Raw genomic sequence first — 21,131 nt, forward strand, 5'->3', positions numbered from 1 at the left:
ACAGCGGGTACAGCACACAACCCCTGCCCTGCCACGGACACCACCCCAACGCCCCTGTACCGACGGCCGGTTCGCATCGGGCGACCCCGTCGGATCACCGCCCACCCCCGGGCGTCGTCAACATTGGTTGACAAACTGGGCTTGTCATCCTACGTTGACAGCATGGCCGCATCGGACGCACGAGAAGCAGTGGACACAGCCGAGGCCGCCCTGCACAGCGATCCCCGCGTAGGCCTGCGGGCCGTCGCCGCGCTGCGGCGGCTGACCGAGCGCCTGGAGGCGTTGCAGGTCGACAGCGCCCGCGCACAGGGCTGGTCATGGGACGAGATCGGGGCCGCGCTCGGCGTGAGCAGGCAGGCCGTACACAAGAAGCACGCGAGGAGGTAGGCGGCGATGTTCGAACGTTTCAGCCGGTCGGCACGTCAGGTCGTCATCGGGGCGCAGGAGGAGGCGCGAAGTCTCGGTCACGGCTGGGTCGGCACCGAGCATCTGCTGCTCTCCGCCCTGCGCCTGCCGGAACAGCCGGGAGTCTCGACGCTCGTACGGCTCGGGGTCAGTGCCGAGAACTGCCGTGCCGCGGTCGCCGGTGTCGTCGGGGGCTCGGACGGCGACGGGCTGGGCCCGGAGGACGCGGAGGCGCTCAAGGCGTTCGGCATCGATCTGGACGAGATCCGGCGGCGGGCTGAAAGCGCCTTCGGCGACGGGGCGTTGGACACTCCGAGGACCGATCCGGGAGAGGGCGCTCCGCGGAGGCGGCGCCTGATGAAGCTGGGACGGCGGGAGAGCGGGACGCGCGCAGGCGGCGGCTCCGGGGCCGGGGGCCCGGCTCCGGGGGCGTCGGGCCATATCCGCTTCACCGGGCGGGCGAAGAAGGCGCTGGAGCTGTCGCTGCGTGAGGCGATCGCACGCAAGGACCGCCACATCGGGGTGGAGCATGTGGTGCTCGCGCTGCTGCGCGGTGACGACAAGATCTCGCAGGGGATGTTCGAGCGGCTCGGGGTGGCGACGAAGGAGACGCGGGATCTGGTGCTGGCGGATCTGCGTTCCGCGGCCTGACGCCCGCGGTGGCCGCGTGATCTGACGCCCATGGGCGCGGCGGGGCACCTGTCCTGGCGGACGCTTCGAGCGGACGCGTACGGACCGGTGCCCCGTGCCGCGCCACGACATCCCGCTCGCCCCCGGGTCGTTCGGCGACACCTCTGCGAAGCCTCGGCGAAGTCGAGGCATGCGACGGCAAGTTCGGAATGCCGTACAACCCCTTGCCCCTGCCGGGTGTCTCTTCTGATGTCGGAATCTTCTGGCAATAGCCGACAGATTCCTTCTGCCTGGAATATCCGAAACAGTCTGAACTGTCATGGTTCAACTTGAGGGGGAGTAATGCGTATTCGCTATGCCAAGACCGCGGTCGCGGCGCTGACCTGCGCCATGCTGGCCGTCCCTGCGGGAGCCGCCTATGCGGGCAGCGGGCCCGCGCCCAAGCCGTCCGAGCGCAGCGCAGCCAAGTCCACCGCGCCCTCCGCCAAGGGCAATCCGAACAGCAGAGCCGCGGACGTGGCCGGTGTCTGCGCCGACGCGTACCAGATCGGCACCACCGGCTACATCAAGCGCAGTGGCGTCACGATCGCGTCGGTCAAGCAGTTCTACTCGCCGGACTGCCAGGAGAATTACGGCTACGTATGGGTCTGGGAGAACTTCCGCAAGACCGCCGGTGACTACGACGTGACGGCGGCCGTCTACAGCTACTCGCAGGACGAGGTGCTCGGCAGCAGGGCATGGACGAACTCCACGCAGCAGGAGTTCTGGTCGTACGGCACGGACACGGTGTCCGAGTGCACGGCGGCAGTGGGCTCGGTGCGCAAGGCGGGCGACCCGGTGCCCAACAACGGGGCGTCGTCGAAGCGTTGCTGAGTCGGCCTGCTCACGCCGTCGCCGAGTCGCCGCTGGTGAGGCGGAGTTGAACCGGCGCTGCTGAGGTGGCTTCGAACCCGCGTTGCTGAGGCAGTGCGGCTGAGGCCGGTCAGGCGAAGCTTCCCGTACGGGTGCGTGCGCGGGGCGCGTGCGAGATTCCGTACGAGCGCGTGCGATCCGCATGAGTCCCGTACGGGAAGCGTTCGTCGAAGCGGCGAGAATTCTTACCGGAGTGCGACTCCCCAGTGCGGTACGGGAATCGCCCGCCGGCCGGTGCGGGTCAGACGGCGGCGGCCATCCGCTTCACCGCCTCTTCCAGGATCTCCGGGGACGTCCCGATGTTGAGCCTCGCGTGGCCCGCGCCGCCCGTGCCGAAGGCCGGTCCGGGGATGAGCGCCACTCGGCCCCGCTCCAGGAAGGCCGCCGCGGGGTCGTCGCCGAGGCCCAGTGCGCGGCAGTCGAGCCAGGCGAGGAAAGTGCCCTCGTGGGAGCGGTATCGCACCTCGGGCAGATGCCGTTTCAGCAGGCCGGACAGGAGCTGCCGGTTCTCGTCGAGACCCGTGAGCAGCGCCTCCAGCCAGGGGCCTCCGTGCCGGAACGCCGCCACATGTCCGATGACGCCCAGATGGCTCGGGCCGTGGCTGACCTCCTCCGGCATGCGGGCCAGTTCGCCCGCGGCGTCGGGGCCCGCGACTGCCATGGCCGCCTTCAGCCCCGCCAGGTTCCACGCCTTGGACGCGGAGAGGAGGGAGAAGGCGCGCTCCGTTCCGGGAATCGACAGATACGGCACATGACGCGCTCCGGGCAGTACGAGCGGTGCGTGGATCTCGTCGGCGACGACGCGTACGCCGTGTTCGGCCGCCAGCCGCGTCACCGCCGTCAGCTCCTCGGCGGTGTGGACGGTGCCGGTGGGGTTGTGGGGGCTGCACAGCAGATAGGCGGCAGCGCCCCGGCTCTCCTCCGGTCCGCCGGAGCCGCCCGGCCCCGCGCTCCCTCCCGTACGGAAGGCCCTCGCGAGGGTGTCGAGGTCGATACGGCCCTCCTCGGTCAACGGCGCCTCCACCACCCGGCGGTCCATGTGCGAGACGAACTCGTAGAAGGGCGGATAGACAGGGGAGTTGACGACGACGGCGTCTCCGGGCGACGTGATCAGCTTGAGCACCTCGACGACCCCGAGCATCACATCGGGCACGATCGCGGCACGCTCGGGCGGCACTCTCCAGCTCCAGTCGCGTTGCGCGAATCCGTCCAGGGCCTCGGCGTAGACGTCGCCCATCGCATAGCCGGTGTCTCCGGCGTCGATCGCCTCGTGCAGGGCCCCGGCGACCGGGGCGGCGAGCGGCACGTCCATCTCGGCGATCCACATCGGCAGCACGTCGCCGGGGTATACGCGCCACTTGGCGCTCGTACGGCGGCGCAGCTCGTCCAGGGTGCACTGACGCAGCGGGTTGCTCACACAGGTGTCCACCACACCAAGTTAGGGCGCATCCCCTCCCGGGAGCAGACCGCCGGTCTCGGGAGCAGACCGCCGACGGACGCCCGCGGGGCCGCGTACCGGGAACGTCCCGGGCCCGCGCGGCGGCTCGCAACGGCCGCGAAGGGCGGGACGCCGGGGGCCGAGGCCGGTCAATGGCCGCCACGCTGCGTAGGGCATTATTCCGGCCATGGGGATTGTCGCCGGTCTGGAGAGCTCTGCCGAGTACACGCGCATCATCGTCTGCGACGCCGACTCGGGCGCCGTCGTCAGGCACGGTCATGCCGATCATCCGGCGGAGCGCGACGATCCGCAGTCGTGGCTGATGTCTCTGGGCAAGGCCGCGAGTTCAGGGCAGTTCGCGGACGTCGAGGCCATCGGGGTGGCCGCACAGCAGCAGGGCCTGATCGCGCTCGACTCCGGTGGCAATCCCGTACGGCCCGCGCTGCTCGGCAACGACAGGCGCATCCAGCCCGCCGCCGCCGATCTGGTCGACGCGCTGGGCGGCCGTCAGGCGTGGGCCGAGGCAGTGGGCACCGTGCCGGAGGCCGGCCATCCCGTATCGAAGCTGCGCTGGCTCGCACGTGCCGAGCCGCAGGCCGCGGCCGCCGTCGCCGAGGTGCTGCAACCCCACGACTGGCTGGTGTGGCAGCTCATGGCGCGGCCCTCCCGGCGTACGACGGACCGCGGTGAGGCATCCGGCACGGGCTACTGGTCGGCGGCCCTGGAGTCCTACCGTCCCGATCTCGTCGAACTCGCCCTCGGCCACCAGGTGGCGCTGCCCGAGGTGATCGGCCCCGCGGAGCCCGCGGGCCGCACCCCCGAGGGGCTGCTGATCTCCGCCGGTACGGGCGAGACGATGGCCGCGGCCTTCGGCCTGGGCCTGGAGGCGGGCGACGCCGTGATCTCGCTGGGCGCCTCGGGTTCGGTCTGCGCGGTGCACCACGAGGCGCTCAACGACCCTACGGGGACGATCACTTCGTACGCGGACGCGACGGGGATGCACATGCCTGCGGTGCGCACCCTCAACGCGACGCGTGTGCTGAGGGGCGCGGCGGAAATGCTGGGCACCGACGTCAAGGGGCTGTCGGATCTGGCGCAGCGTTCGACGCCCGGTGCCTACGGGCTCGTTCTGCTGCCGTATCTGGAGGGCGAGCTGACCCCGAACCTGCCCCACACGGCGGGCTCACTGCACGGTCTGCGGCGCGAGAGCATGAAACCGGAGCATCTGGCCCGCGCGGCCGTGGAGGGGATGCTGTGCGGGCTGGCCGACGCGCTGGACGTGCTGCGCGGCAGAGGCGTGCAGGTGCGAAGACTCTTCCTGCTGGGGCCGGCGGCGAATCTGCCCGCCGTGCAGGCCGCGGCCCCGGCGCTCTTCGGCACGCAGGTGGTGGTGCCCATGCCCGCGGACTACACCGCGATCGGCGCGGCGCGGCAGGCGGCCTGGGCCCTCAAGGGCGGTGCGCAGCCGCCGCGTTGGCCCGCCGCCGAGTGCGAGGTGTTCGAGCCTGGCGAGAGCTTCGACGCGGGGCAGGCGGTGCGGCAGCAGTATGTGACCGTTCGCGAGGAGACATATCCGGGGGCCTTCGGCGGCTGACGGTGATCGATGCCCCGTGCCGCATGCCGTGCGCCGTACATCGCCGGGGACGCCGTGGCCACGCAGGCGCAGGGCCGGAGCGGGCGACCGGGCGGCCCGGACCGGGGCGGATTCAGCCGGGAGCGATCAGGCAGGTCTTTGCCGGGAGTTGAGAGTGCACGCCCCTCGGCCGCCCGAAAATGGCAATACACGGCACTCGCCTGCGAAGTAGTGTCGACCGACCGCCCATCGCTCCACCGCTTGGCTTCGAGCCACATCGCTTTCCTTTTCCGCACGGGGGACCTTTGTGCTGATACGTCTGCTCCGTGAGCATCTGCGCCGCTACCGGCGCCCGGTCGCCGTCCTCGTGCTGCTCCAGCTCGTGCAGACGTCGGCGACTCTCTATCTGCCCACGCTCAACGCCGACATCATCGACAACGGTGTCGTGCTCGGCGACACCGGCTACATCCTCACCTACGGCGCCGTGATGCTCGGCGTCTCCCTCGCGCAGGTCGTGTGCAACATCGGCGCCGTGCTGCTGGCGGCGCGCACCGCCTCGGCGGCGGGCCGTGACATCAGGGCGAGGGTCTTCGACCGGGTGCAGACGTTCTCATCGCGGGAGGTCGGCCACTTCGGCGCCCCGTCGCTGATCACCCGTACGACCAACGACGTCCAGCAGGTGCAGATGCTGGTGCTGATGACCTTCACGCTGATGGTGTCGGCGCCGATCATGTGCGTCGGCGGCATCGTGATGGCGCTGGGCCAGGACGTGCCGCTGTCGTCGGTGCTGCTGGGCGTGGTGCCGGTGCTGGCCGTGCTGGTCGGCCTGATCGTACGGAGGCTGCGCCCGCTCTACCGCACGATGCAGGAGCGGCTCGACGGTGTGAACAGGGTGCTGCGGGAACAGATCGGCGGCATCCGCGTCATCAGGGCCTTCGTCAAGGACGACTACGAGCGGCGGCGCTTCCACGAGCACAACACCGCGCTGACCGGCGTGCAGCTCGGCGCGGGAAGGCTGATGGCGCTGATGTTCCCGGTGGTGATGACCGTCGTGAACGCCTCCAGCGTCGTGGTGGTGTGGTTCGGCGCGCACCGCGTCGACTCCGGCGGAATGCAGATCGGCGCGCTCACGGCGTTCCTGGCGTACCTGATGCAGATCGTGATGTCGGTGATGATGGCCACCTTCATGCTGATGATGGTGCCGCGTGCTGAGGTGTGCGCGGACCGCATCACCGAGGTGCTGGACACCTCCTCCAGCGTGGTGCCTCCCGCGGAGCCCGTACGTACGGTGCGCACGGGTCCCGGTCAGGGCGTGCTGGAGCTGCGGGGCGCGGGCTTCCGCTACCCGGGCGCCGAGGCCCCCGTGCTGCACGACGTGGATCTGGTGGCCAGGCCGGGCGAGACGACGGCGGTGATCGGCTCGACGGGCAGCGGCAAGTCGACGCTGCTGGGGCTGCTGCCGAGGCTCTTCGACGCCACGGAGGGTTCCGTGCTCGTCGGCGGCGAGGATGTGCGCAGGCTCGATCCGAAGGTGCTGGCTCGGACGGTGGGCCTCGTGCCGCAGCATCCGTATCTCTTCTCGGGGACGGTCGCCTCGAATCTGCGCTACGGGCGTCCCGACGCCACCGACGAGGAGCTGTGGGAGGCGCTGGAGACCGCGCAGGCCAAGGAGTTCACGGCCGCGATGGACGGCGGGCTCTACGCGCCGATCGGCCAGGGCGGCAACAACGTCTCGGGAGGCCAGCGCCAACGCCTCGCCATAGCAAGGGTGTTGGTGCACCGCCCGGCGATCTACCTCTTCGACGACTCCTTCTCCGCGCTGGACTACGCGACGGACGCGGCGCTGCGCGCGGCACTCGCCCGGAGGACCGCGGACGCGACCGTGGTGATCGTCGCCCAGCGGGTCTCCACGATCCGCGACGCCGACCGCATCCTCGTGCTCGACGAGGGCCGCGTCGTCGGCTCCGGGCGCCACCACGAACTGATGGACGGCAACGAGACCTACCGGGAGATCGTCCTCTCCCAGCTCACCGAAGAGGAGGCCGCGGCATGAGCGGTCCCGCCCGCATGCTCGGCGGCGGTGCGCCGCCCCGCCGCTCGGCCGACTTCCGTGGCTCGGCGAAACGTCTGCTGCGGCAGTTCCGTCCCGAAGCGGCCACGCTCGGCGGCATGGTGGCCTTCGGTGTGCTGGGCGTCGGCTTCAGCGTTCTCGGCCCGAAGATCCTCGGCGACGCCACCGACCTGATCTTCGCGGGCTTCGTCGGCAAGAGGCTGCCGGACGGCGTCAGCCGCGACCAGGTGCTGGACCGCATGCGTGCCGAGGGCGACGACGGCGTGGCCGACATGCTCTCCGGTACGGACTTCACGCCGGGTCAGGGCATCGACTTCAGTGCGCTGAGCCATGTGCTGCTCCTGGTGGTCGCGGTGTACGCGGCGGCGGGGCTGATGATGTTCGTCAGCGGACGGCTGTCGGTGCGGGCCATCAGCCAGACCGTCTTCCGGCTGCGGGAGCAGGTCGAGGCGAAGCTGTCGCGGCTGCCGCTGTCGTACTTCGACAAGCAGACGCGGGGAGAGGTCCTCAGCCGCGTCACCAACGACATCGACAACATCGGACAGACCCTTCAGCAGACCATGGGGCAGATCGTCAACTCCGTGCTGACGGTGGCCGGTGTGCTGGTGATGATGTTCTGGATCTCGCCGCTGCTGGCGCTGGTAGCGCTGGTGACCGTACCGCTGTCGCTGACCGTGGCCACGCGGCTGGGCAAGCGCGCGCAGCCGCAGTTCGTACGCCAGTGGTCCGACACGGGCAAGCTGAACGCCCACGTCGAGGAGATGTACACCGGGCACGCGCTGGTGAAGGTCTTCGGGCGCCAGGAGGAGTCGGCGGCGGCCTTCCGCGAGCACAACGAGGCGCTGTACCAGGCGAGTTACAAGGCGCAGTTCGTCAGCGGCATCATGCAGCCGGCGATGATGTTCGTCGCGAACCTCAACTACGTGCTGGTGGCGGTCGCCGGTGGTCTGCGGGTCGCCTCGGGGGCGCTGTCGATCGGCGACGTACAGGCTTTCGTGCAGTATTCGCGGCAGTTCAGCCAGCCGCTCAACCAGATCGCCTCCATGGCGAACATGGTGCAGTCCGGGGTGGCTTCCGCCGAGCGCGTCTTCGAGATCCTCGACGCCGGAGAGCAGACGCCGGAACCAAGCGACCCGGCCCGCCCCGGCGAGGTGCGCGGCCGCGTGGAACTCGACCGCGTCTCCTTCCGCTACGAGCCCGAACGGCCCCTCATCGAGGATCTGTCGCTCAAGGTCGAGCCGGGCAGCACCGTCGCCATCGTCGGGCCGACCGGCGCGGGCAAGACCACGCTCGTCAATCTGCTGCTGCGCTTCTACGAGACACGGTCCGGGCGCATCCTGCTGGACGGCACGGAGACGGCGGCGATGAACCGCGAGGAGCTGCGCTCCCGAATAGGCATGGTCCTCCAGGACACCTGGCTCTTCCACGGCACGATCGCGGACAACATCGCCTACGGGGCGGGCGGTTCGAGCCGCGAGGAGGTTGAGGAGGCGGCGCGTGCGGCACACGCCGACCGGTTCATACGCACGCTGCCCGACGGCTACGACACGGTCCTCGACGAGGACGGCACCGGCGTAAGCGCGGGCGAGAAGCAGCTCATCACCATCGCGCGAGCCTTCCTCTCCGACCCGGTCATCCTCGTACTCGACGAGGCGACCAGCTCGGTGGACACCCGCACCGAGGTGCTCATCCAGCAGGCCATGGCGCGGCTGGCGCACGGCCGTACGAGCTTCGTCATCGCACACCGGCTCTCCACGATCCGGGAGGCCGACGTGATCCTGGTCATGGAGAACGGGTCGATCGTCGAACAGGGCTCGCACCGTGAGCTGCTGGCGTCCGGCGGGGCCTATGCCCGCCTGTACGAGGCGCAGTTCGCGGCGGCCGTCGCGGAGGTTGACTGAGCGCCCGGCTCCGTTCCGGCACCGGGCGGCGTCGCGGTGCCGGGGTCAGTCGAGATAGCCCCGCAACTGGTCGGCGAAGGCGTGGTCGCGCAGCTTGCCGAGCGTCTTGGACTCGATCTGCCGTATCCGCTCCCTGGTCACGCCGAACAACCGGCCGATCTCCTCAAGGGTGCGCGGGCGGCCGTCGTCCAGTCCGTAACGCAGTTGTACGACCTTGCGTTCGCGTTCGCCGAGGGTGGAGAGCACCGCTTCGAGGTGCTGTCGCAGCAGCAGGAACGCGGCTGACTCCACGGGCGAGGGCGCGTCCCCGTCCTCTATGAGGTCGCCGAGGTGTACGTCGTCCTCCTCGCCGACGGGGGCGTGCAACGACACCGGTTCCTGTGCGAGGCGCAGCACTTCGCTGACTCGCTCGCCGGTGAGGTCGAGATGGGCGGCGACCTCGTCGGGCGTGGGCTCCTGGCCGCGCTCCTGGAGCAGCCGCCGCTGTACGCGTACGACGCGGTTGATCAGCTCGACCACATGGACGGGCACGCGGATCGTGCGGGCCTGGTCGGCGAGGGCGCGGGACATCGCCTGCCGGATCCACCAGGTCGCGTACGTGGAGAACTTGTAGCCGCGGGCGTAGTCGAACTTCTCAACCGCCCGTATCAGCCCGAGATTTCCCTCCTGGACGAGGTCGAGCATGGTCAGGCCGCGGCCCACGTAGCGTTTCGCGACGGAGACGACGAGCCGCAGATTCGCCTCGATCAGACGGCGCTTGGCCATCCGGCCCATGACGACGAGCTGGTCGAGTTCGTGTGCGAGCCGGCCGTCGGGGTGGGTCGCGGGGTCGGTCAGTTTCTCCTCGGCGAAGAGGCCCGCCTCGACACGGCGGGCGAGTTCGACCTCGTCGGCGGCGGACAGCAGCGGGATGCGGCCGATCTCGCGCAGATACTGACGGAAGAGATCTGCGGAGGCGCCGCTGCCGCTCTCCTCGCGCACCGGCTTCTCGGCCTTGTCCGCTTCCGGCTGGTGCTGCTCGTCGGCGGGGCCCGGGGCGGCGGGCGGCGCCGGGAGCGGCGCGGCGGGGGTGAGTACGGGCGGGGTCTGTACGGGGGCGCTTCCTGCTGGCGGACTCTGTACCGGCGGACTCGTCACGGGTGGAGCAACCGGCGCGGGAGCGGCGGCAGTCGGGGTCGCGGTCGCCGTTGCTGTCGGGGCGGCCAGGGCGGGAGCCGTCGAGGCGGCGGGAGGTGCCGCGCTGGTCAGGGTCCGGGTCTGCACGAGGGAGACCTCCAGTGTGCTCGCTGCCGGTTCGGGGGGCGGCGTACATGCTGTTCGGATCAGGGGGCTCTCCGGCATGTGCGGCCGGCACACGCCCCGCTCCAAGGACTCAAGCACCGCACACCAGTGTGGGGTACGACACACTCCGGCCACGAGGGTCGTGCGCCCAGTTTCTGGAATGGACGGTGACTTGTCGCATACATACGGCTACGGGTCTGGCGGACGACCGGGGCCGTTCCGAGGCCGGAACGCGGGCCGCCGGGCGGGCGGAGCCGTGGGGTATGGCCGATTCGGGGCCGACTCGCCCCGGGAGGCGGGCATTTCGGGCCCGGCGAGGGGCGCGCCGGGGCATGGGCGGCGAAGCCGGGCCCTCGGGCAGCGGGGCTAGAGCGCCGCCGCGCCGCGCTCCTGGAGGGAGCGGCCGTACTGCGTGAGCGTCCAGATCTCCTGACGCACCGCCGCAGAGCGTTCATCGTCGCGCTGGGCCTCCAGGCGGCGGGCGCTGCTCTCCAGGTCGGCGATGCGGGCGTTGACGGCGGCGAGGCGCACGGCGACGAGCTGCGTGCCCGCGTACAGCTCGTCGGGTTCGCGGCCGCGGGCGCTGCGCAGCGGCTCCACGACGAGTTCGTGTACGAGCGCTCTCACGGTGTCGTCGGGCGCGGCGGCACGCACACGGCTCACGAAGTCGTCGTCGGCGCCCGTCACGCCGCCCGCCGCTTCGACGGCTTCACGTACGGCGGCGTAGGGCGGTGCGGTGAACTCGTCGGTCTCGTAGGCGTCGAAGGCCGGGGCGACCAACTCGGGGCGCTGAAGGGCGAGTTTGAGCAGTTCACGCTCGACTCGGTGTGCGGGGCTGCGCAGATGGAGGGCGGGGCCGCCATGGGCGGCAGGGGTCTGGGCGCCCGCGCCGCCCGAAGCGGCGGAGGCCGCCTGGGGCGTCCTGCCGTGGGCCTGGCCTCCGCCGGAGCGGCGACGGGCGAGCTGCCCCAGGCGCCGCACCACGAACTGCGTGTCGAGGATGCCCAGCAGCCCGGCGAGACGCACCGCGTACTCGTGCTGGATGGCCGGGTCCTTGATCTGCGCCACGACGGGCGCCGCCTGCTCCAGCGCGGCCGAACGGCCCTCCGCCGTATCGAGGTTGTGCTGCCCGACGATGGAGCGGATGGCGAACTCGAAGAGCGGCGAGCGGTCTTCGACGACCTTCGCCACCGCCTCGTCGCCCTCGGCGATGCGCAGCTCGCAGGGGTCCATGCCCTGCGGCGTGATCGCGATGGACGTACGCGCCGCGAACTTCTGGTCGTCCTCGAATGCCCGCAGGGCCGCCTTGCGTCCCGCCGCGTCGCCGTCGAAGGTGAAGATGACCTCCGAGCCGGAGTTGTCCATCAGCAGCCGGCGAAGGATCTTGATGTGGCCCTCGCCGAAGGACGTGCCGCTGGTGGCGATGGCGGTGGTGACGCCCGCGAGGTGGCAGGCCATCACATCGGTGTAGCCCTCGACGACGACCGCGCGGTTGCCCTTGGCGATGTCCTTCTTCGCGAGGTCGATGCCGTAGAGCACCTGGGACTTGTGGTAGATCGGCGTCTCGGGGGTGTTGAGGTACTTGGGGCCGTGGTCGTCCTCGCGCAGCTTGCGGGCGCCGAAGCCCACAACGTCGCCGGTGATGTCGCGGATGGGCCACATCAGACGGCCCCGGAAGCGGTCGATGGGACGCCCGTTGCGGGCCTCCTGGGCGAGTCCGGAGAGCGTCAGCTCCTTGTCGGAGAAGCCCTTGCCGCGCAGGAAGCGCACCAGATGGTCCCAGCCCGCCGGGGCGTATCCGATGCCGAAGTGCTCTGCGGCGGACTGGTCGAAACCGCGCTCGGTGAGGAAGCGCCGGCCGGTGTCCGCCTCGGGGCTCTGCAACTGCTCGGCGTAGAACGCGGCCGCGGTCTTGTGCGCCTCTACGAGACGGGTGCGCTCGCCCTGCTGGCTGGCCCTGCCGTAACCGCCCTCCTCGTACCGCAGGGTGATCCCCGCCTGGGCCGCGAGCCGTTCGACCGCCTCGGAGAAGGAGAGGTGGTCGACGCGCATGACGAAGTCGAGGGTGTCGCCGCCCTGCTGGCAGCCGAAGCAGTGGAAGAGGCCCTTGGACGGACTGACGTGGAACGAGGGCGACTTCTCGTCGTGAAAGGGGCACAGGCCCTTCAGATTGCCGCCTCCGGCGTTGCGGAGCTGGAGGTACTCCGAGACCACGGCGTCGATCGGGACCGCGCCCCGTACCGCCTTCACGTCCTCGTCGTTGATCCTGCCCGCCACGACGGAAATTGTACGGCGGTCCGCCGACACCCCTCCCGGCACGGCGGGGTGCCGGGGACCCGGGAGGCGGCACGGCGGAGGTGCGCGGGCAGGCGCTGCGGCGCACGAACCCGACGGCCCCCGGACTGGGCCCGGTTGACGGACCGGTTGACGGACCGGTCGGCGCGCCCGGTCAGCGGCCGAGGTCGGACAGCGGTACTGCCGGGTCCGCGAGGGCCTCAGGCTCGACGGCCGCACCGGAGCGGATCAGGTCCTGCACGGCTCCGGTGACGTCCCACACGTTGACGTTGAGCCCGGCCAGTACGCGGTTCTCCCGCAGCCAGAAGGCGATGAACTCCCGCTTGGCGACATCTCCCCTGCACACCACCTGGTCGTAGGCGCCGGGGGGCGCGTAGCCGGAGTACTCCATGCCCACGTCGTACTGGTCGGAGAAGAAGTAGGGCACGCGGTCGTAGACGACGTCACGGCCGAGCATCGAACGTGCCGCCGCGGGGCCGCTGTTGAGGGCGTTGGCCCAGTGCTCGACGCGCAGCGGACCGCCCCACGGGGTCTCACGCAGGGACGCCACGTCGCCGGCGGCGTAGATGTCGGGGTCGGAGGTGCGCAGCGCGGAGTCCACGGCGACGCCTCCGCCCGGCCCTTCGGCGAGTTCGAGCCCGGCGGCCTCGGCGAGGGACGTGCGGGGCGCGGCCCCGATGGCGGCGAGGACGTCGTGTGCGGGGTGTTCGTCGCCGTCGTCGGTGCGTACGGACTGCACCATCCCGTCGGTACCGGTGATCTCGGAGAGCCGTGCGCCGAAGTGGAAACGGACGCCGTGCTCGCGGTGGAGGTCGGCGAAGAGCATGCCCATCTCGGGCCCGAGCACGGAGTGCAGCGGGGTCGGCTCCGGTTCGACGACGGTGACCTCCGCCCCGTACACGCGTGCCGCCGCGGCCACTTCGAGGCCGATCCAGCCTGCTCCGGCGATGACGAGATGGCCGTTCTCCTGGCCGAGTGCCGTGAGACGGCCGCGAAGCCGGTCGGCGTGTGCGATGCGGCGGAGGTGGTGCACGGAGGCGAGGGAGGTGCCGGGGATGTCGAGACGGCGGGGTTCGGCGCCCGTGGCCAGCAGCAGCTTGTCGTAGTTGAGGCGGGTGCCGTCGCCGAGCACCAGGCTCTTGGCGCCGGGGTCGAGGCGTACGACGGTCTGGCCCAGGTGGAGTTCGATGTCCGCGCCCGCGTACCAGGCGGGCTCGTGCACGAACACGCTCTCGCGCTCGTCGGAACCGGCGAGATACCCCTTGGAGAGGGGCGGACGTTCGTAGGGGTGGTCGCGCTCGTCGCCGATCAGGATGACCCGGCCGGTGAAGCCCTCGGCACGCAGGGCCTCGGCGGCCTTCGAACCGGCGAGACCTCCGCCGACGATGACGAACGTCCGGTGTGCGTCGACCACTTGGTTCCTCCTCGCTGAGCTGACCCCCCGACGGAAACTCCACGTGTGAGCGTCCCGCATCGAACGGGCAGCGGGAAGAGGCCCCGGGCAGGTGGCGGGCACAACCGGACACGAAAGGGCCATGGGAGGGCGGCGAACGGGCCCGGCCGGGCGGAGGCGCACCCCGACTCGGGCCGGAGCCGGGCCGGGAGCCGGGCCGGGAGCCGGGCCGGATGCGCACCCTGGGCCGGGTCCGGCCCGATGTGCGGACGCGGGTCAGCCGCGGCGTCCGGCGCGGGTGAGGCGTGCGTGCAGCGAGCGTGCCGAGACGTCCGTCAGCGCGGCGATCTGGTCGACGACGACACGCAGCCGCGCGGCGTCGTCGCCCGCCTCCATGTACAGCGCCCGGAACTGCGGATCGAGGCCCTCCGGCGCGCGAGCGGTCAGTGCGTCCGCGAGTTCGCCGAGCACGACGCGCTGCTCGGCACGCAGCCGTTCGAGGTCGGGGCGCTGCATCACATAGCGGTCCGCGACGGCCTTGAGCACCGCGCACTCCAGCCGCACGCCGCGGGGCACGACGAGTTCGGCGGCGTAGCGGGTGAGCGGGCCCGATCCGTAGGCGCTGCGGGTGGCGCCTTCCGCGGCGAGCGCGAAGCGGCCGATGAGCTGGCTCGTGGCGTCCTTGAGGCGGGCCTGCGCCACGGCGGAGCCGTCGTAGCCGTGCGGCCACCACTCCTGGTCGAGCAACCGGTCGAGCGCTTCGGCGAGTTCGTCGGGTGCGGCGTCGGGGGCGTAGCGCTTCGCTGCGACGTCGAAGATGTCGCGTCGTTCGGGCTCTGCCAGCAGGACGTTGGGGTCGAGGTGGCCAGCGTGCAGACCGTCCTCGACATCGTGTACGGAGTAGGCGACGTCGTCGGACCAGTCCATGACCTGCGCCTCGAAGCAAGTACGCCCTTCGGGCGCGCCCCGCCGGAACCACTCGAAGACGGGCAGGTCGTCCTCGTAGACGCCGAACTTGCCGGAGCCCGGATCGTGGGGGTGGCAGCCGCGGCTCCAGGGGTATTTGGTGGCGGCGTCGAGCGCGGCACGGGTGAGGTTCAGGCCGACGGGGATCAGCGCGCCCGGGGCCAGGTCCTCGGGCCGGGCTGCGGCGCCCTCGGCGGTGCGGCCCACGTCGCCGCCGTCCGGGCCGGGGCCCGGCAGCGGGCTCGCGGCGGCGGTCGCATCGGGGCTCGCGGTCGCCTCGGGGCCCGGGCCGGAGAGAGGGTTCGCGCCCCGGGCCTGGTCCGGGTGAGGGTCGAGGAAGCGCTTCGGCTCCAGCCTGGAGAGGAGCCGCAGCGACTGGGCGTTGCCCTCGAACCCGCCGCAGGGCGCGGCGATTTCGCTCAGTACCCGCTCGCCGTTGTGCCCGAAGGGCGGATGCCCCAGGTCGTGCGCGAGACAGGCGGCCTCCACCAGATCGGGGTCGCAGCCGAGCGCCGCCCCCAGCTCACGGCCGACCTGTGCGCACTCAAGGGAGTGGGTGAGGCGGGTGCGGGGGCTGGCGTCCCATGCCTGTGCGCTGGTGCCGGGGGCGACGACCTGGGTCTTGCCCGCGAGCCTCCGCAGTGCTGCCGAGTGCAGTACGCGTGCACGGTCGCGCTGGAAGGCGGTACGCCCCGGCCGCTTGTCGGGCTCGGGCGCCCAGCGCTCGATGTCGGCCGGGCCGTAGGGGGCCGGAGCGCCACCGGGCCGTCCGTGGCCGGGCTCGTGGGCGGGCCCGTGGCCGGTACCGCCGGTGCCACCGGTGGTCTGTGTGTCGTACGTGCCGTGCATAGAGCCGACCGTAGCGGCACGGGCGCGGAACGGGACGGGCGGAGCACTGGCCGGTGCCGGGCCGGGACCCGTGCGCTATGCGTGTGCGAGCGGGGTCAGGGCGGGAGCGGGAACTTCGGCGGGGGCGGCCGGACGGGTACCGGTGCCACGGCGGGCGCCGCCCCGGAGCGCCGGTACCGCCGCGCATGCCTCGTCGAAGCGGTGCAGTACGAGCCTGACCAGCGCCGGATGCGCACCGATCGGGGACGAGGCCGCCCAGGGCGCTTCGGCGGCACAGCGCGCGGCGAAGTACCCCGGTGCGGTGAAGCAGGACGCCATGGCGATGCGCCGGTGCCCCTCGGCGCGGAGCGTGCTTACCGCCTCGGGGACCGTGGGCCGGGCGGCGGAGGCGTAGGCGGGCAGCACGGGAGTGCCGCCTCCGAGCCGTTCGCCGAGTACGGCCGCGATGCGACGCGTATCGTCCGCCGACTCCGGATCGCGTGAACCGGCGGCGGCCAGCACCACGGCGTCCGGCCCCCGGCTCTCGCCCCGTACGGCCTCCGTCAGCCGCTCGTGCAGAGCCTCGGCGAGCAGCGGATGCGGACCGAGGGGTTCGGCAACGGTGCCGCGGAGGTGCGGGGCGTCGGCGAGGGCACGCGGGATGTCGTGCTTGACGTGGTGCCCGTGCCCGAACAGCAGCGGTACGAGCACCACTTCGGCACCGCGCGGCAACGCGGCCAGTGTGCGCGGAAGGGCGGGTTCGTTCAGCTCGATATGGCCCAGCTCGGCGTGGAGCCCGGGGCGTGCCGCCCTTACGGCCGCGAGCAGCGAGTCGACTGTACGCAGTGCCGCGGGGTCGCGGGAGCCGTGGGCGACCGCGACCAGCACGGGGGCGGCGGCCCGGGTAGCGGGACGCGCTCCGGCCGGGCGTATCGCCGTCAACTGGGTGTGGAGCTGGGAGGTGAGGCGGGTCATGAGCTGCGCCGTACTGTCGAGGCCGTGCGGTTGGTCGGGGCCGGGCAGTGGCTCGGGGCCGGGACGGGATTCGGGTGGTGGCGACGCCGTCATGGACAGAGGCTGCCTCGCGGTCTTTGCCGTGCTGTTGCCTGCGTTCGGCGGCCTCGTTGCGGCGAACTCACCGAGGCGGCGACGGCGTGCTGAGCACCGGTTGCCGGGGCCGTTACGCGGGCCGCGGCCGTATGTAACAGTCACGCCGCACGCTGGCGCCATGCACGCGAACCCCCTCGACGGCCCCCTCGGCGCGGTCGGCGCCCTGGACGGCGATTCCGTCGACGTCCTGCCCGGCACCGACACCCACTGCCCGTACTGCGCGCTCCAGTGCGGAATGACGCTGCGCCCGGCGGACGGAGGCGGCGACGGGCCCGTTCGTCCGGAGACCGGACCGGAGGCAGGCACAGGCATCCGTCTGGAGGTCGCCGAGCGCCCGGACTTCCCCGTCAACCGGGGCGCGCTGTGCGGCAAGGGCCGTACGGCGCCGCCGAACTGCTCGCACCGCACGCCCGGCTCACCCAGCCGCTGATACGGCGCCCCGAGTCGGGCCGCCTGGAGCCCGCCGGGTGGGACGAGGCGCTGGCGACGACCGCCGCCGCCCTGGCCCGTACCCGCGAGACGCACGGCCCTGACGCGGTCGGTGTCTTCGGCGGTGGCGGGCTGACCAACGAAAAGGCCTACGCGCTGGGCAAGTTCGCACGCCTGGTGCTGGGGACCTCGCAGATCGACTACAACGGGCGGTTCTGCATGTCGTCCGCGGCCGCCGCCGCCAACAGGGCCTTCGGGCTCGACCGCGGGCTGCCTTTCCCGCTCGCGGACGTCGCACGCACGGACTGCCTCATCCTCGTGGGCTCCAATCTCGCCGAGACGATGCCGCCCGCACTGCGCCGCCTCACCGAACTACGCGAAGGCGGTGGCAAGTTGATCGTCGTCGATCCCCGCCGCACCCGGACCGCCGAGCAGGCCGACCTGCATCTCGCGCCGCGCCCCGGCACCGATCTGGCCCTGGCGCTGGGCCTGTTGCACCTGGTCGTGGCCGAAGGGCGGCTGGACACGGAGTACATCGACTCCCGCACCAGCGGCTGGCCCGAGGCCCGCAGCGCGGCCATGGCGCACTGGCCCGAACTGGTGGAGGGCATCACCGGGGTGCCCGTGCCCCGACTGCGGGAAGCCGTACGGCTGTTCTGCGACGCCGAGCACGCGATGGTGCTCACCGCACGCGGTCCCGAACAGCAGTCGAAGGGCACGGACACCGTCGGCGCCTGGATCGATCTCTGTCTGGCGACAGGCCGCCCCGGCCGCCCGTTCTCCGGCTTCGGCTCGCTGACCGGGCAGGGCAACGGGCAGGGCGGACGCGAACACGGCCAGAAGGCGGACCAGTTGCCCGGTTACCGCCGTCTCGACGACCCCGCGGCCCGTGAACATGTCGCCGGTGTCTGGGGCGTCGACCCCGCGAGCCTGCCCGGCCCCGGGCGCAGCGCGTACGAACTGCTCGACGCGCTCGGCGGCGACGTGCGCAGCCTGCTGCTCGCGGGCTCGAATCCCGTGGTCTCCGCGCCGCGCGCCGCACATGTCGAACAGCGGCTGCGCGCACTGGACTTCCTCGTCGTGTGCGACGTCGTGCTCTCCGAGTCGGCGCGACTGGCCGATGTGGTGCTTCCCGTCGCGCAGTGGGCGGAGGAGACCGGCACCACGACCAATCTGGAAGGCCGCGTGCTGCTGCGCCGCAAAGCGGCCGAACCGCCTCCAGGGGTGCGTACGGACCTTCAGGTGCTGGAGGGGCTTGCCGCACGACTCGGCTGGGAGAAGGGCTTCCCGGCCGATCCCGGTGAGGTCTTCGAGGAGCTGCGGCGTGCCTCGGCGGGCGGCCCAGCGGACTACTCGGGCATCACCTACGGACGTATCGCGGCGGAGGACGGGGTGTTCTGGCCGTGCCCCAGACTCCCGGAGGAGCAGGGGGACTCGGGGAGCGCCGAGACTCCGCCGGTGGCCGGGCAGGCGCTCCCGGGAGAGGGCGGCAGCAGCGCGAGCACGGGCCACGGGACCGCACGGGCGCATCCCGGCACGCCACGCCTCTTCCGCGAACGGTTCGCCACCCCGGACGGGCGGGCCCGCTTCGTCTCCGTGTCGCACCGTCCGGCCGCCGAGGAGCCCGACGAGGAGTACCCGCTGCGGCTGACGACGGGCCGGGTGCTCTCCCAGTACCAGTCGGGCGCGCAGACGCGCCGGGTGGACGCGCTCAACGACGCGGCGCCCGGCCCCTTCGTCGAGCTGCATCCGCGGCTGGCGGGGCAGTTGGGCACCGAGGACGGCGATGTGCTCGCTGTCGTCTCACGGCGGGGGCGTGCGGTGGCACCGGCCCGCGTGACCAGCGGCATACGGGCGGACACGGTGTTCATGCCGTTCCACTGGAGCGGCGAGGGCCGCGCGAACTCGCTCACCAATCCGGCGCTCGACCCGTATTCGCGGATGCCGGAGTTCAAGGTCTGCGCGGTACGGGTGGAACGCGTGGGACGCACGGAACACCCGGACGCACCTGAGGCATCGGAGGCATCGGACGCGCCAGAAGCCCCGGAGGCCCCGGACGCCACCGACGGGCGGGACGGCCCCCACCCGCCCAACGGAGCAACCGCACCCGGCAGTTGACGCGTCCCACCGGTCGTGCCTCTCAGACGTGTCGTGCCTCTCAGACGTGTCGTGCCACTTGGACGTACCGGAGACAGCAGTGGTGACGTGACCCGTTCCGGCGGCGCCGCCCGTACGGGTCAGGGGCCGCCGGAGGGCGCGGCCCGCACCGCGCGCACCGCCCGCCGCAGACGTGCCGTGCAGGCGCTGATGCTGTGCTGCGTGCTCGGTCTGCTGCCCGCTACATGGCTCCGGGTGTCGACCGGTGACATACGCATGACCTCCGGCGACGTCGGCGCAGGCGCCCCCTCGGCCCCCGTCGCCGTGGTCTTCGGCGCAGGCCTGTGGGACGGGGAGCCCTCCCCGTACCTCGCGCACCGCCTCGACACGGCGGCCGGGCTCTACGAACGCGGAAGTGTGCGGGCGGTGCTCGTCACCGGCGACAACAGCCGCAAGGACTACGACGAACCGGACGCCATGCGCGACTACCTCACCGAGCGCGGAGTCCCAGCACGGCGCATCGCCGCAGACTTCGCGGGCTTCGACACCTGGGACTCGTGCTCGCGTGCCTCCCGCGTCTTCGGTGTCCGCCGTGCGCTGCTGGTCAGCCAGGACTTCCACATCCGCCGTGCCCTGGCGCTGTGCCGTGCGGCGGGCATCGACTCCTACGCGGTCGCCGTCCCGGAACCCCGCGACATCACCTGGTACGCGGGCGGTGCGCGCGAGATCCCCGGTGCCGCGAAGGCGGCGTTCGAGGCGTCCGTCACCCCGGACCCGCACTTCCTCGGGCCGCACGAGCCCGGCGTGGACCGGGCGCTCGCCGACGCCGGCAAGGACCGGTAGGCCGGAGTGGCCGGAGGCCCCTTCGGCAGCCCGTACGGGAACCGCCGAACCGGCCCGTCGGAAACTCATGCGACATCGGACCGGCCCGGCGGCACACTCACCCGGCATGGACCGCCGAGTGATCAGCAGCCTCGCCCATCGTGACCACCCCGTCGCCGCCCCGCTGAGCGACGCCTCCGTGGACCGTCTCCTCGACCGTGCGCTGCCGCGTGGCGACGAGCGTCTGCTCGACCTCGGCTGCGGAGAGGCGGCCTGGCTGCTGAGGGCGCTCACACCACGCCCGGGGGCCCGCGGCGAAGGCGTCGACACGTCGAGGGACGCGCTGACCAGGGCACGTGAGGCGGCACGCGCCGCCGGGCTGGACGCCCGTCTGACGCTGCACGAGCAGGACGCGGCGGGCTTCACCTCGCCGCACGTCTTCGGTCTCGTCGCCGTCGTCGGCTCCACCCACGCCTTCGGCGGTCTGCTGCCCGCTCTCGCCACGGCCCGTACACATCTGGCGGCGGGCGGCCGCGTACTCGTCGGTGAGGGCTTCTGGGAACGTGAGCCCTCGCCTGCCGCGCTGGCCGGACTGGGCGCGTCCCACGACGAGTTCGACGATCTCGCCACGACCGTGGAGCGTGTGGCGGAGGACGGCTGGACGCCCGTGTACGGGCATGTCTCCACGCAGGACGAGTGGGACGACTACGAGTGGTCGTGGACGGGCTCGCTGTCGCGCTGGGCCCTGGACCACCCCGGGCGTCCCGATTCCGCCGAAGCCCTCCGGGCCGCGACCGCGCACCGCGACGGCTGGCTGCGCGGCTACCGGGGGACGCTCGGCTTCGTGACGCTGCTGCTGCGTGCCTCGTAGGACCGTCACCGACGGGGCCCGTGCGGAAATCCCGCAGAGTCCCGCACAGGATCGCGCACAGAATCCCGCCGGGAGCGATGAGTTGCCGCCGCGTCCCCGGTCTCCATCC

16 protein-coding genes are annotated in these 21,131 nt (G+C 71.9%); 10 read left to right on the forward strand and 6 right to left on the reverse strand.

From position 1 onward, the window contains the following. Positions 1-162 precede the first annotated feature (162 nt). The 3 genes from MMA15_RS06815 (at position 163) to MMA15_RS06825 (ending at position 1,908) form a co-directional block, all read left to right on the forward strand. The gene (locus tag MMA15_RS06815) at positions 163-387 is read left to right on the forward strand and encodes a hypothetical protein (RefSeq protein ID WP_070011698.1); all 225 of its coding nucleotides are present in this window, start codon (positions 163-165) and stop codon (positions 385-387) included. A 6-nt stretch (positions 388-393) separates the two neighbouring features. Next, a complete protein-coding gene (locus MMA15_RS06820; protein WP_241058186.1) occupies positions 394-1,056 on the forward strand; it encodes a Clp protease N-terminal domain-containing protein in 663 nt (220 codons plus the stop codon). Between the two features lie 321 nt (positions 1,057-1,377). Next, positions 1,378-1,908 (forward strand): hypothetical protein, encoded by a 531-nt coding sequence (locus MMA15_RS06825; protein ID WP_241058187.1) that lies wholly within the window; start codon positions 1,378-1,380, stop codon positions 1,906-1,908. 280 nt (positions 1,909-2,188) lie between these two features. Here MMA15_RS06825 and MMA15_RS06830 read toward each other — a convergent pair whose 3' ends face one another. Further along, a complete protein-coding gene (locus tag MMA15_RS06830; RefSeq protein WP_241058188.1) occupies positions 2,189-3,376 on the reverse strand; it encodes a MalY/PatB family protein in 1,188 nt (395 codons plus the stop codon). Between the two features lie 196 nt (positions 3,377-3,572). Here MMA15_RS06830 and MMA15_RS06835 point away from each other — a divergent pair, with 196 nt between their 5' ends. The 3 genes from MMA15_RS06835 (at position 3,573) to MMA15_RS06845 (ending at position 8,930) form a co-directional block, all read left to right on the forward strand. After that, complete coding sequence (locus tag MMA15_RS06835) at positions 3,573-4,979, forward strand: FGGY family carbohydrate kinase (protein ID WP_241058190.1); 1,407 nt, start codon at positions 3,573-3,575, stop codon at positions 4,977-4,979. A 286-nt stretch (positions 4,980-5,265) separates the two neighbouring features. Continuing rightward, positions 5,266-7,011 (forward strand): ABC transporter ATP-binding protein, encoded by a 1,746-nt coding sequence (locus MMA15_RS06840; protein ID WP_241058191.1) that lies wholly within the window; start codon positions 5,266-5,268, stop codon positions 7,009-7,011. Beyond that, the gene (locus tag MMA15_RS06845; RefSeq protein ID WP_241058193.1) at positions 7,008-8,930 is read left to right on the forward strand and encodes an ABC transporter ATP-binding protein; all 1,923 of its coding nucleotides are present in this window, start codon (positions 7,008-7,010) and stop codon (positions 8,928-8,930) included. The genes MMA15_RS06840 and MMA15_RS06845 overlap by 4 nt, the downstream gene beginning before the upstream one ends. Positions 8,931-8,975: 45 nt before the next feature. On the opposite strand, the gene MMA15_RS06850 is transcribed toward MMA15_RS06845, so the two are convergent. The 5 genes from MMA15_RS06850 to MMA15_RS06870 all read right to left on the reverse strand — a co-directional run bounded on the left by MMA15_RS06850 (position 8,976) and on the right by MMA15_RS06870 (position 16,761). Then, positions 8,976-10,271 (reverse strand): RNA polymerase sigma factor, encoded by a 1,296-nt coding sequence (locus MMA15_RS06850; RefSeq protein ID WP_241058194.1) that lies wholly within the window; start codon positions 10,269-10,271, stop codon positions 8,976-8,978. A gap of 306 nt (positions 10,272-10,577) precedes the next feature. Next, entirely contained in the window at positions 10,578-12,488 is a 1,911-nt protein-coding gene (dnaG, locus tag MMA15_RS06855) for a DNA primase (RefSeq protein WP_241058195.1), read from the reverse strand. Between the two features lie 172 nt (positions 12,489-12,660). Continuing rightward, on the reverse strand, positions 12,661-13,920 hold the full coding sequence (locus MMA15_RS06860; RefSeq protein ID WP_241058196.1) for an NAD(P)/FAD-dependent oxidoreductase: 1,260 nt from the start codon (positions 13,918-13,920) through the stop codon (positions 12,661-12,663). Positions 13,921-14,175: 255 nt separating this feature from the next. Further along, the gene (locus MMA15_RS06865) at positions 14,176-15,714 is read right to left on the reverse strand and encodes a deoxyguanosinetriphosphate triphosphohydrolase family protein (protein WP_241058197.1); all 1,539 of its coding nucleotides are present in this window, start codon (positions 15,712-15,714) and stop codon (positions 14,176-14,178) included. Between the two features lie 75 nt (positions 15,715-15,789). Further along, the gene (locus MMA15_RS06870) at positions 15,790-16,761 is read right to left on the reverse strand and encodes a sirohydrochlorin chelatase (protein ID WP_372498195.1); all 972 of its coding nucleotides are present in this window, start codon (positions 16,759-16,761) and stop codon (positions 15,790-15,792) included. 160 nt (positions 16,762-16,921) lie between these two features. On the opposite strand from MMA15_RS06870, the gene MMA15_RS28425 reads away from it, so the two are divergent. The 4 genes from MMA15_RS28425 (at position 16,922) to MMA15_RS06885 (ending at position 21,022) form a co-directional block, all read left to right on the forward strand. After that, on the forward strand, positions 16,922-17,233 hold the full coding sequence (locus tag MMA15_RS28425; protein WP_372498196.1) for a hypothetical protein: 312 nt from the start codon (positions 16,922-16,924) through the stop codon (positions 17,231-17,233). Then, a complete protein-coding gene (locus tag MMA15_RS06875) occupies positions 17,167-19,350 on the forward strand; it encodes a molybdopterin oxidoreductase family protein (RefSeq protein WP_372498197.1) in 2,184 nt (727 codons plus the stop codon). The genes MMA15_RS28425 and MMA15_RS06875 overlap by 67 nt, the downstream gene beginning before the upstream one ends. 189 nt (positions 19,351-19,539) lie before the next feature. Further along, positions 19,540-20,172 carry a SanA/YdcF family protein gene (locus MMA15_RS06880; protein WP_372498325.1) on the forward strand — a complete coding sequence of 211 codons (633 nt, stop codon included), beginning with the start codon at positions 19,540-19,542 and terminating at the stop codon, positions 20,170-20,172. Positions 20,173-20,278: 106 nt separating this feature from the next. Next, on the forward strand, positions 20,279-21,022 hold the full coding sequence (locus MMA15_RS06885) for an SAM-dependent methyltransferase (protein WP_241058198.1): 744 nt from the start codon (positions 20,279-20,281) through the stop codon (positions 21,020-21,022). The last annotated feature ends 109 nt before the right edge of the window (positions 21,023-21,131 follow it).

Origin of the sequence: Streptomyces marispadix (assembly GCF_022524345.1) — a bacterium.
GTDB classification, from domain to species: domain Bacteria; phylum Actinomycetota; class Actinomycetes; order Streptomycetales; family Streptomycetaceae; genus Streptomyces; species Streptomyces marispadix.

Bases quoted from the DNA above. Each gene is read 5' to 3' on its own strand.
- MMA15_RS06815 (WP_070011698.1), top strand. From the start codon at position 163: ATGGCCGCATCGGACGCACGAGAAGCAGTGGACACAGCCGAGGCCGCC.
- MMA15_RS06820 (WP_241058186.1), top strand. From the start codon at position 394: ATGTTCGAACGTTTCAGCCGGTCGGCACGTCAGGTCGTCATCGGGGCG.
- MMA15_RS06825 (WP_241058187.1), top strand. From the start codon at position 1,378: ATGCGTATTCGCTATGCCAAGACCGCGGTCGCGGCGCTGACCTGCGCC.
- MMA15_RS06835 (WP_241058190.1), top strand. From the start codon at position 3,573: ATGGGGATTGTCGCCGGTCTGGAGAGCTCTGCCGAGTACACGCGCATC.
- MMA15_RS06845 (WP_241058193.1), top strand. From the start codon at position 7,008: ATGAGCGGTCCCGCCCGCATGCTCGGCGGCGGTGCGCCGCCCCGCCGC.
- MMA15_RS06850 (WP_241058194.1), bottom strand. From the start codon at position 10,271: ATGCCGGAGAGCCCCCTGATCCGAACAGCATGTACGCCGCCCCCCGAA.
- MMA15_RS06865 (WP_241058197.1), bottom strand. From the start codon at position 15,714: ATGCACGGCACGTACGACACACAGACCACCGGTGGCACCGGCGGTACC.
- MMA15_RS06870 (WP_372498195.1), bottom strand. From the start codon at position 16,761: ATGACGGCGTCGCCACCACCCGAATCCCGTCCCGGCCCCGAGCCACTG.
- MMA15_RS28425 (WP_372498196.1), top strand. From the start codon at position 16,922: ATGCACGCGAACCCCCTCGACGGCCCCCTCGGCGCGGTCGGCGCCCTG.
- MMA15_RS06880 (WP_372498325.1), top strand. From the start codon at position 19,540: ATGCTGTGCTGCGTGCTCGGTCTGCTGCCCGCTACATGGCTCCGGGTG.
- MMA15_RS06885 (WP_241058198.1), top strand. From the start codon at position 20,279: ATGGACCGCCGAGTGATCAGCAGCCTCGCCCATCGTGACCACCCCGTC.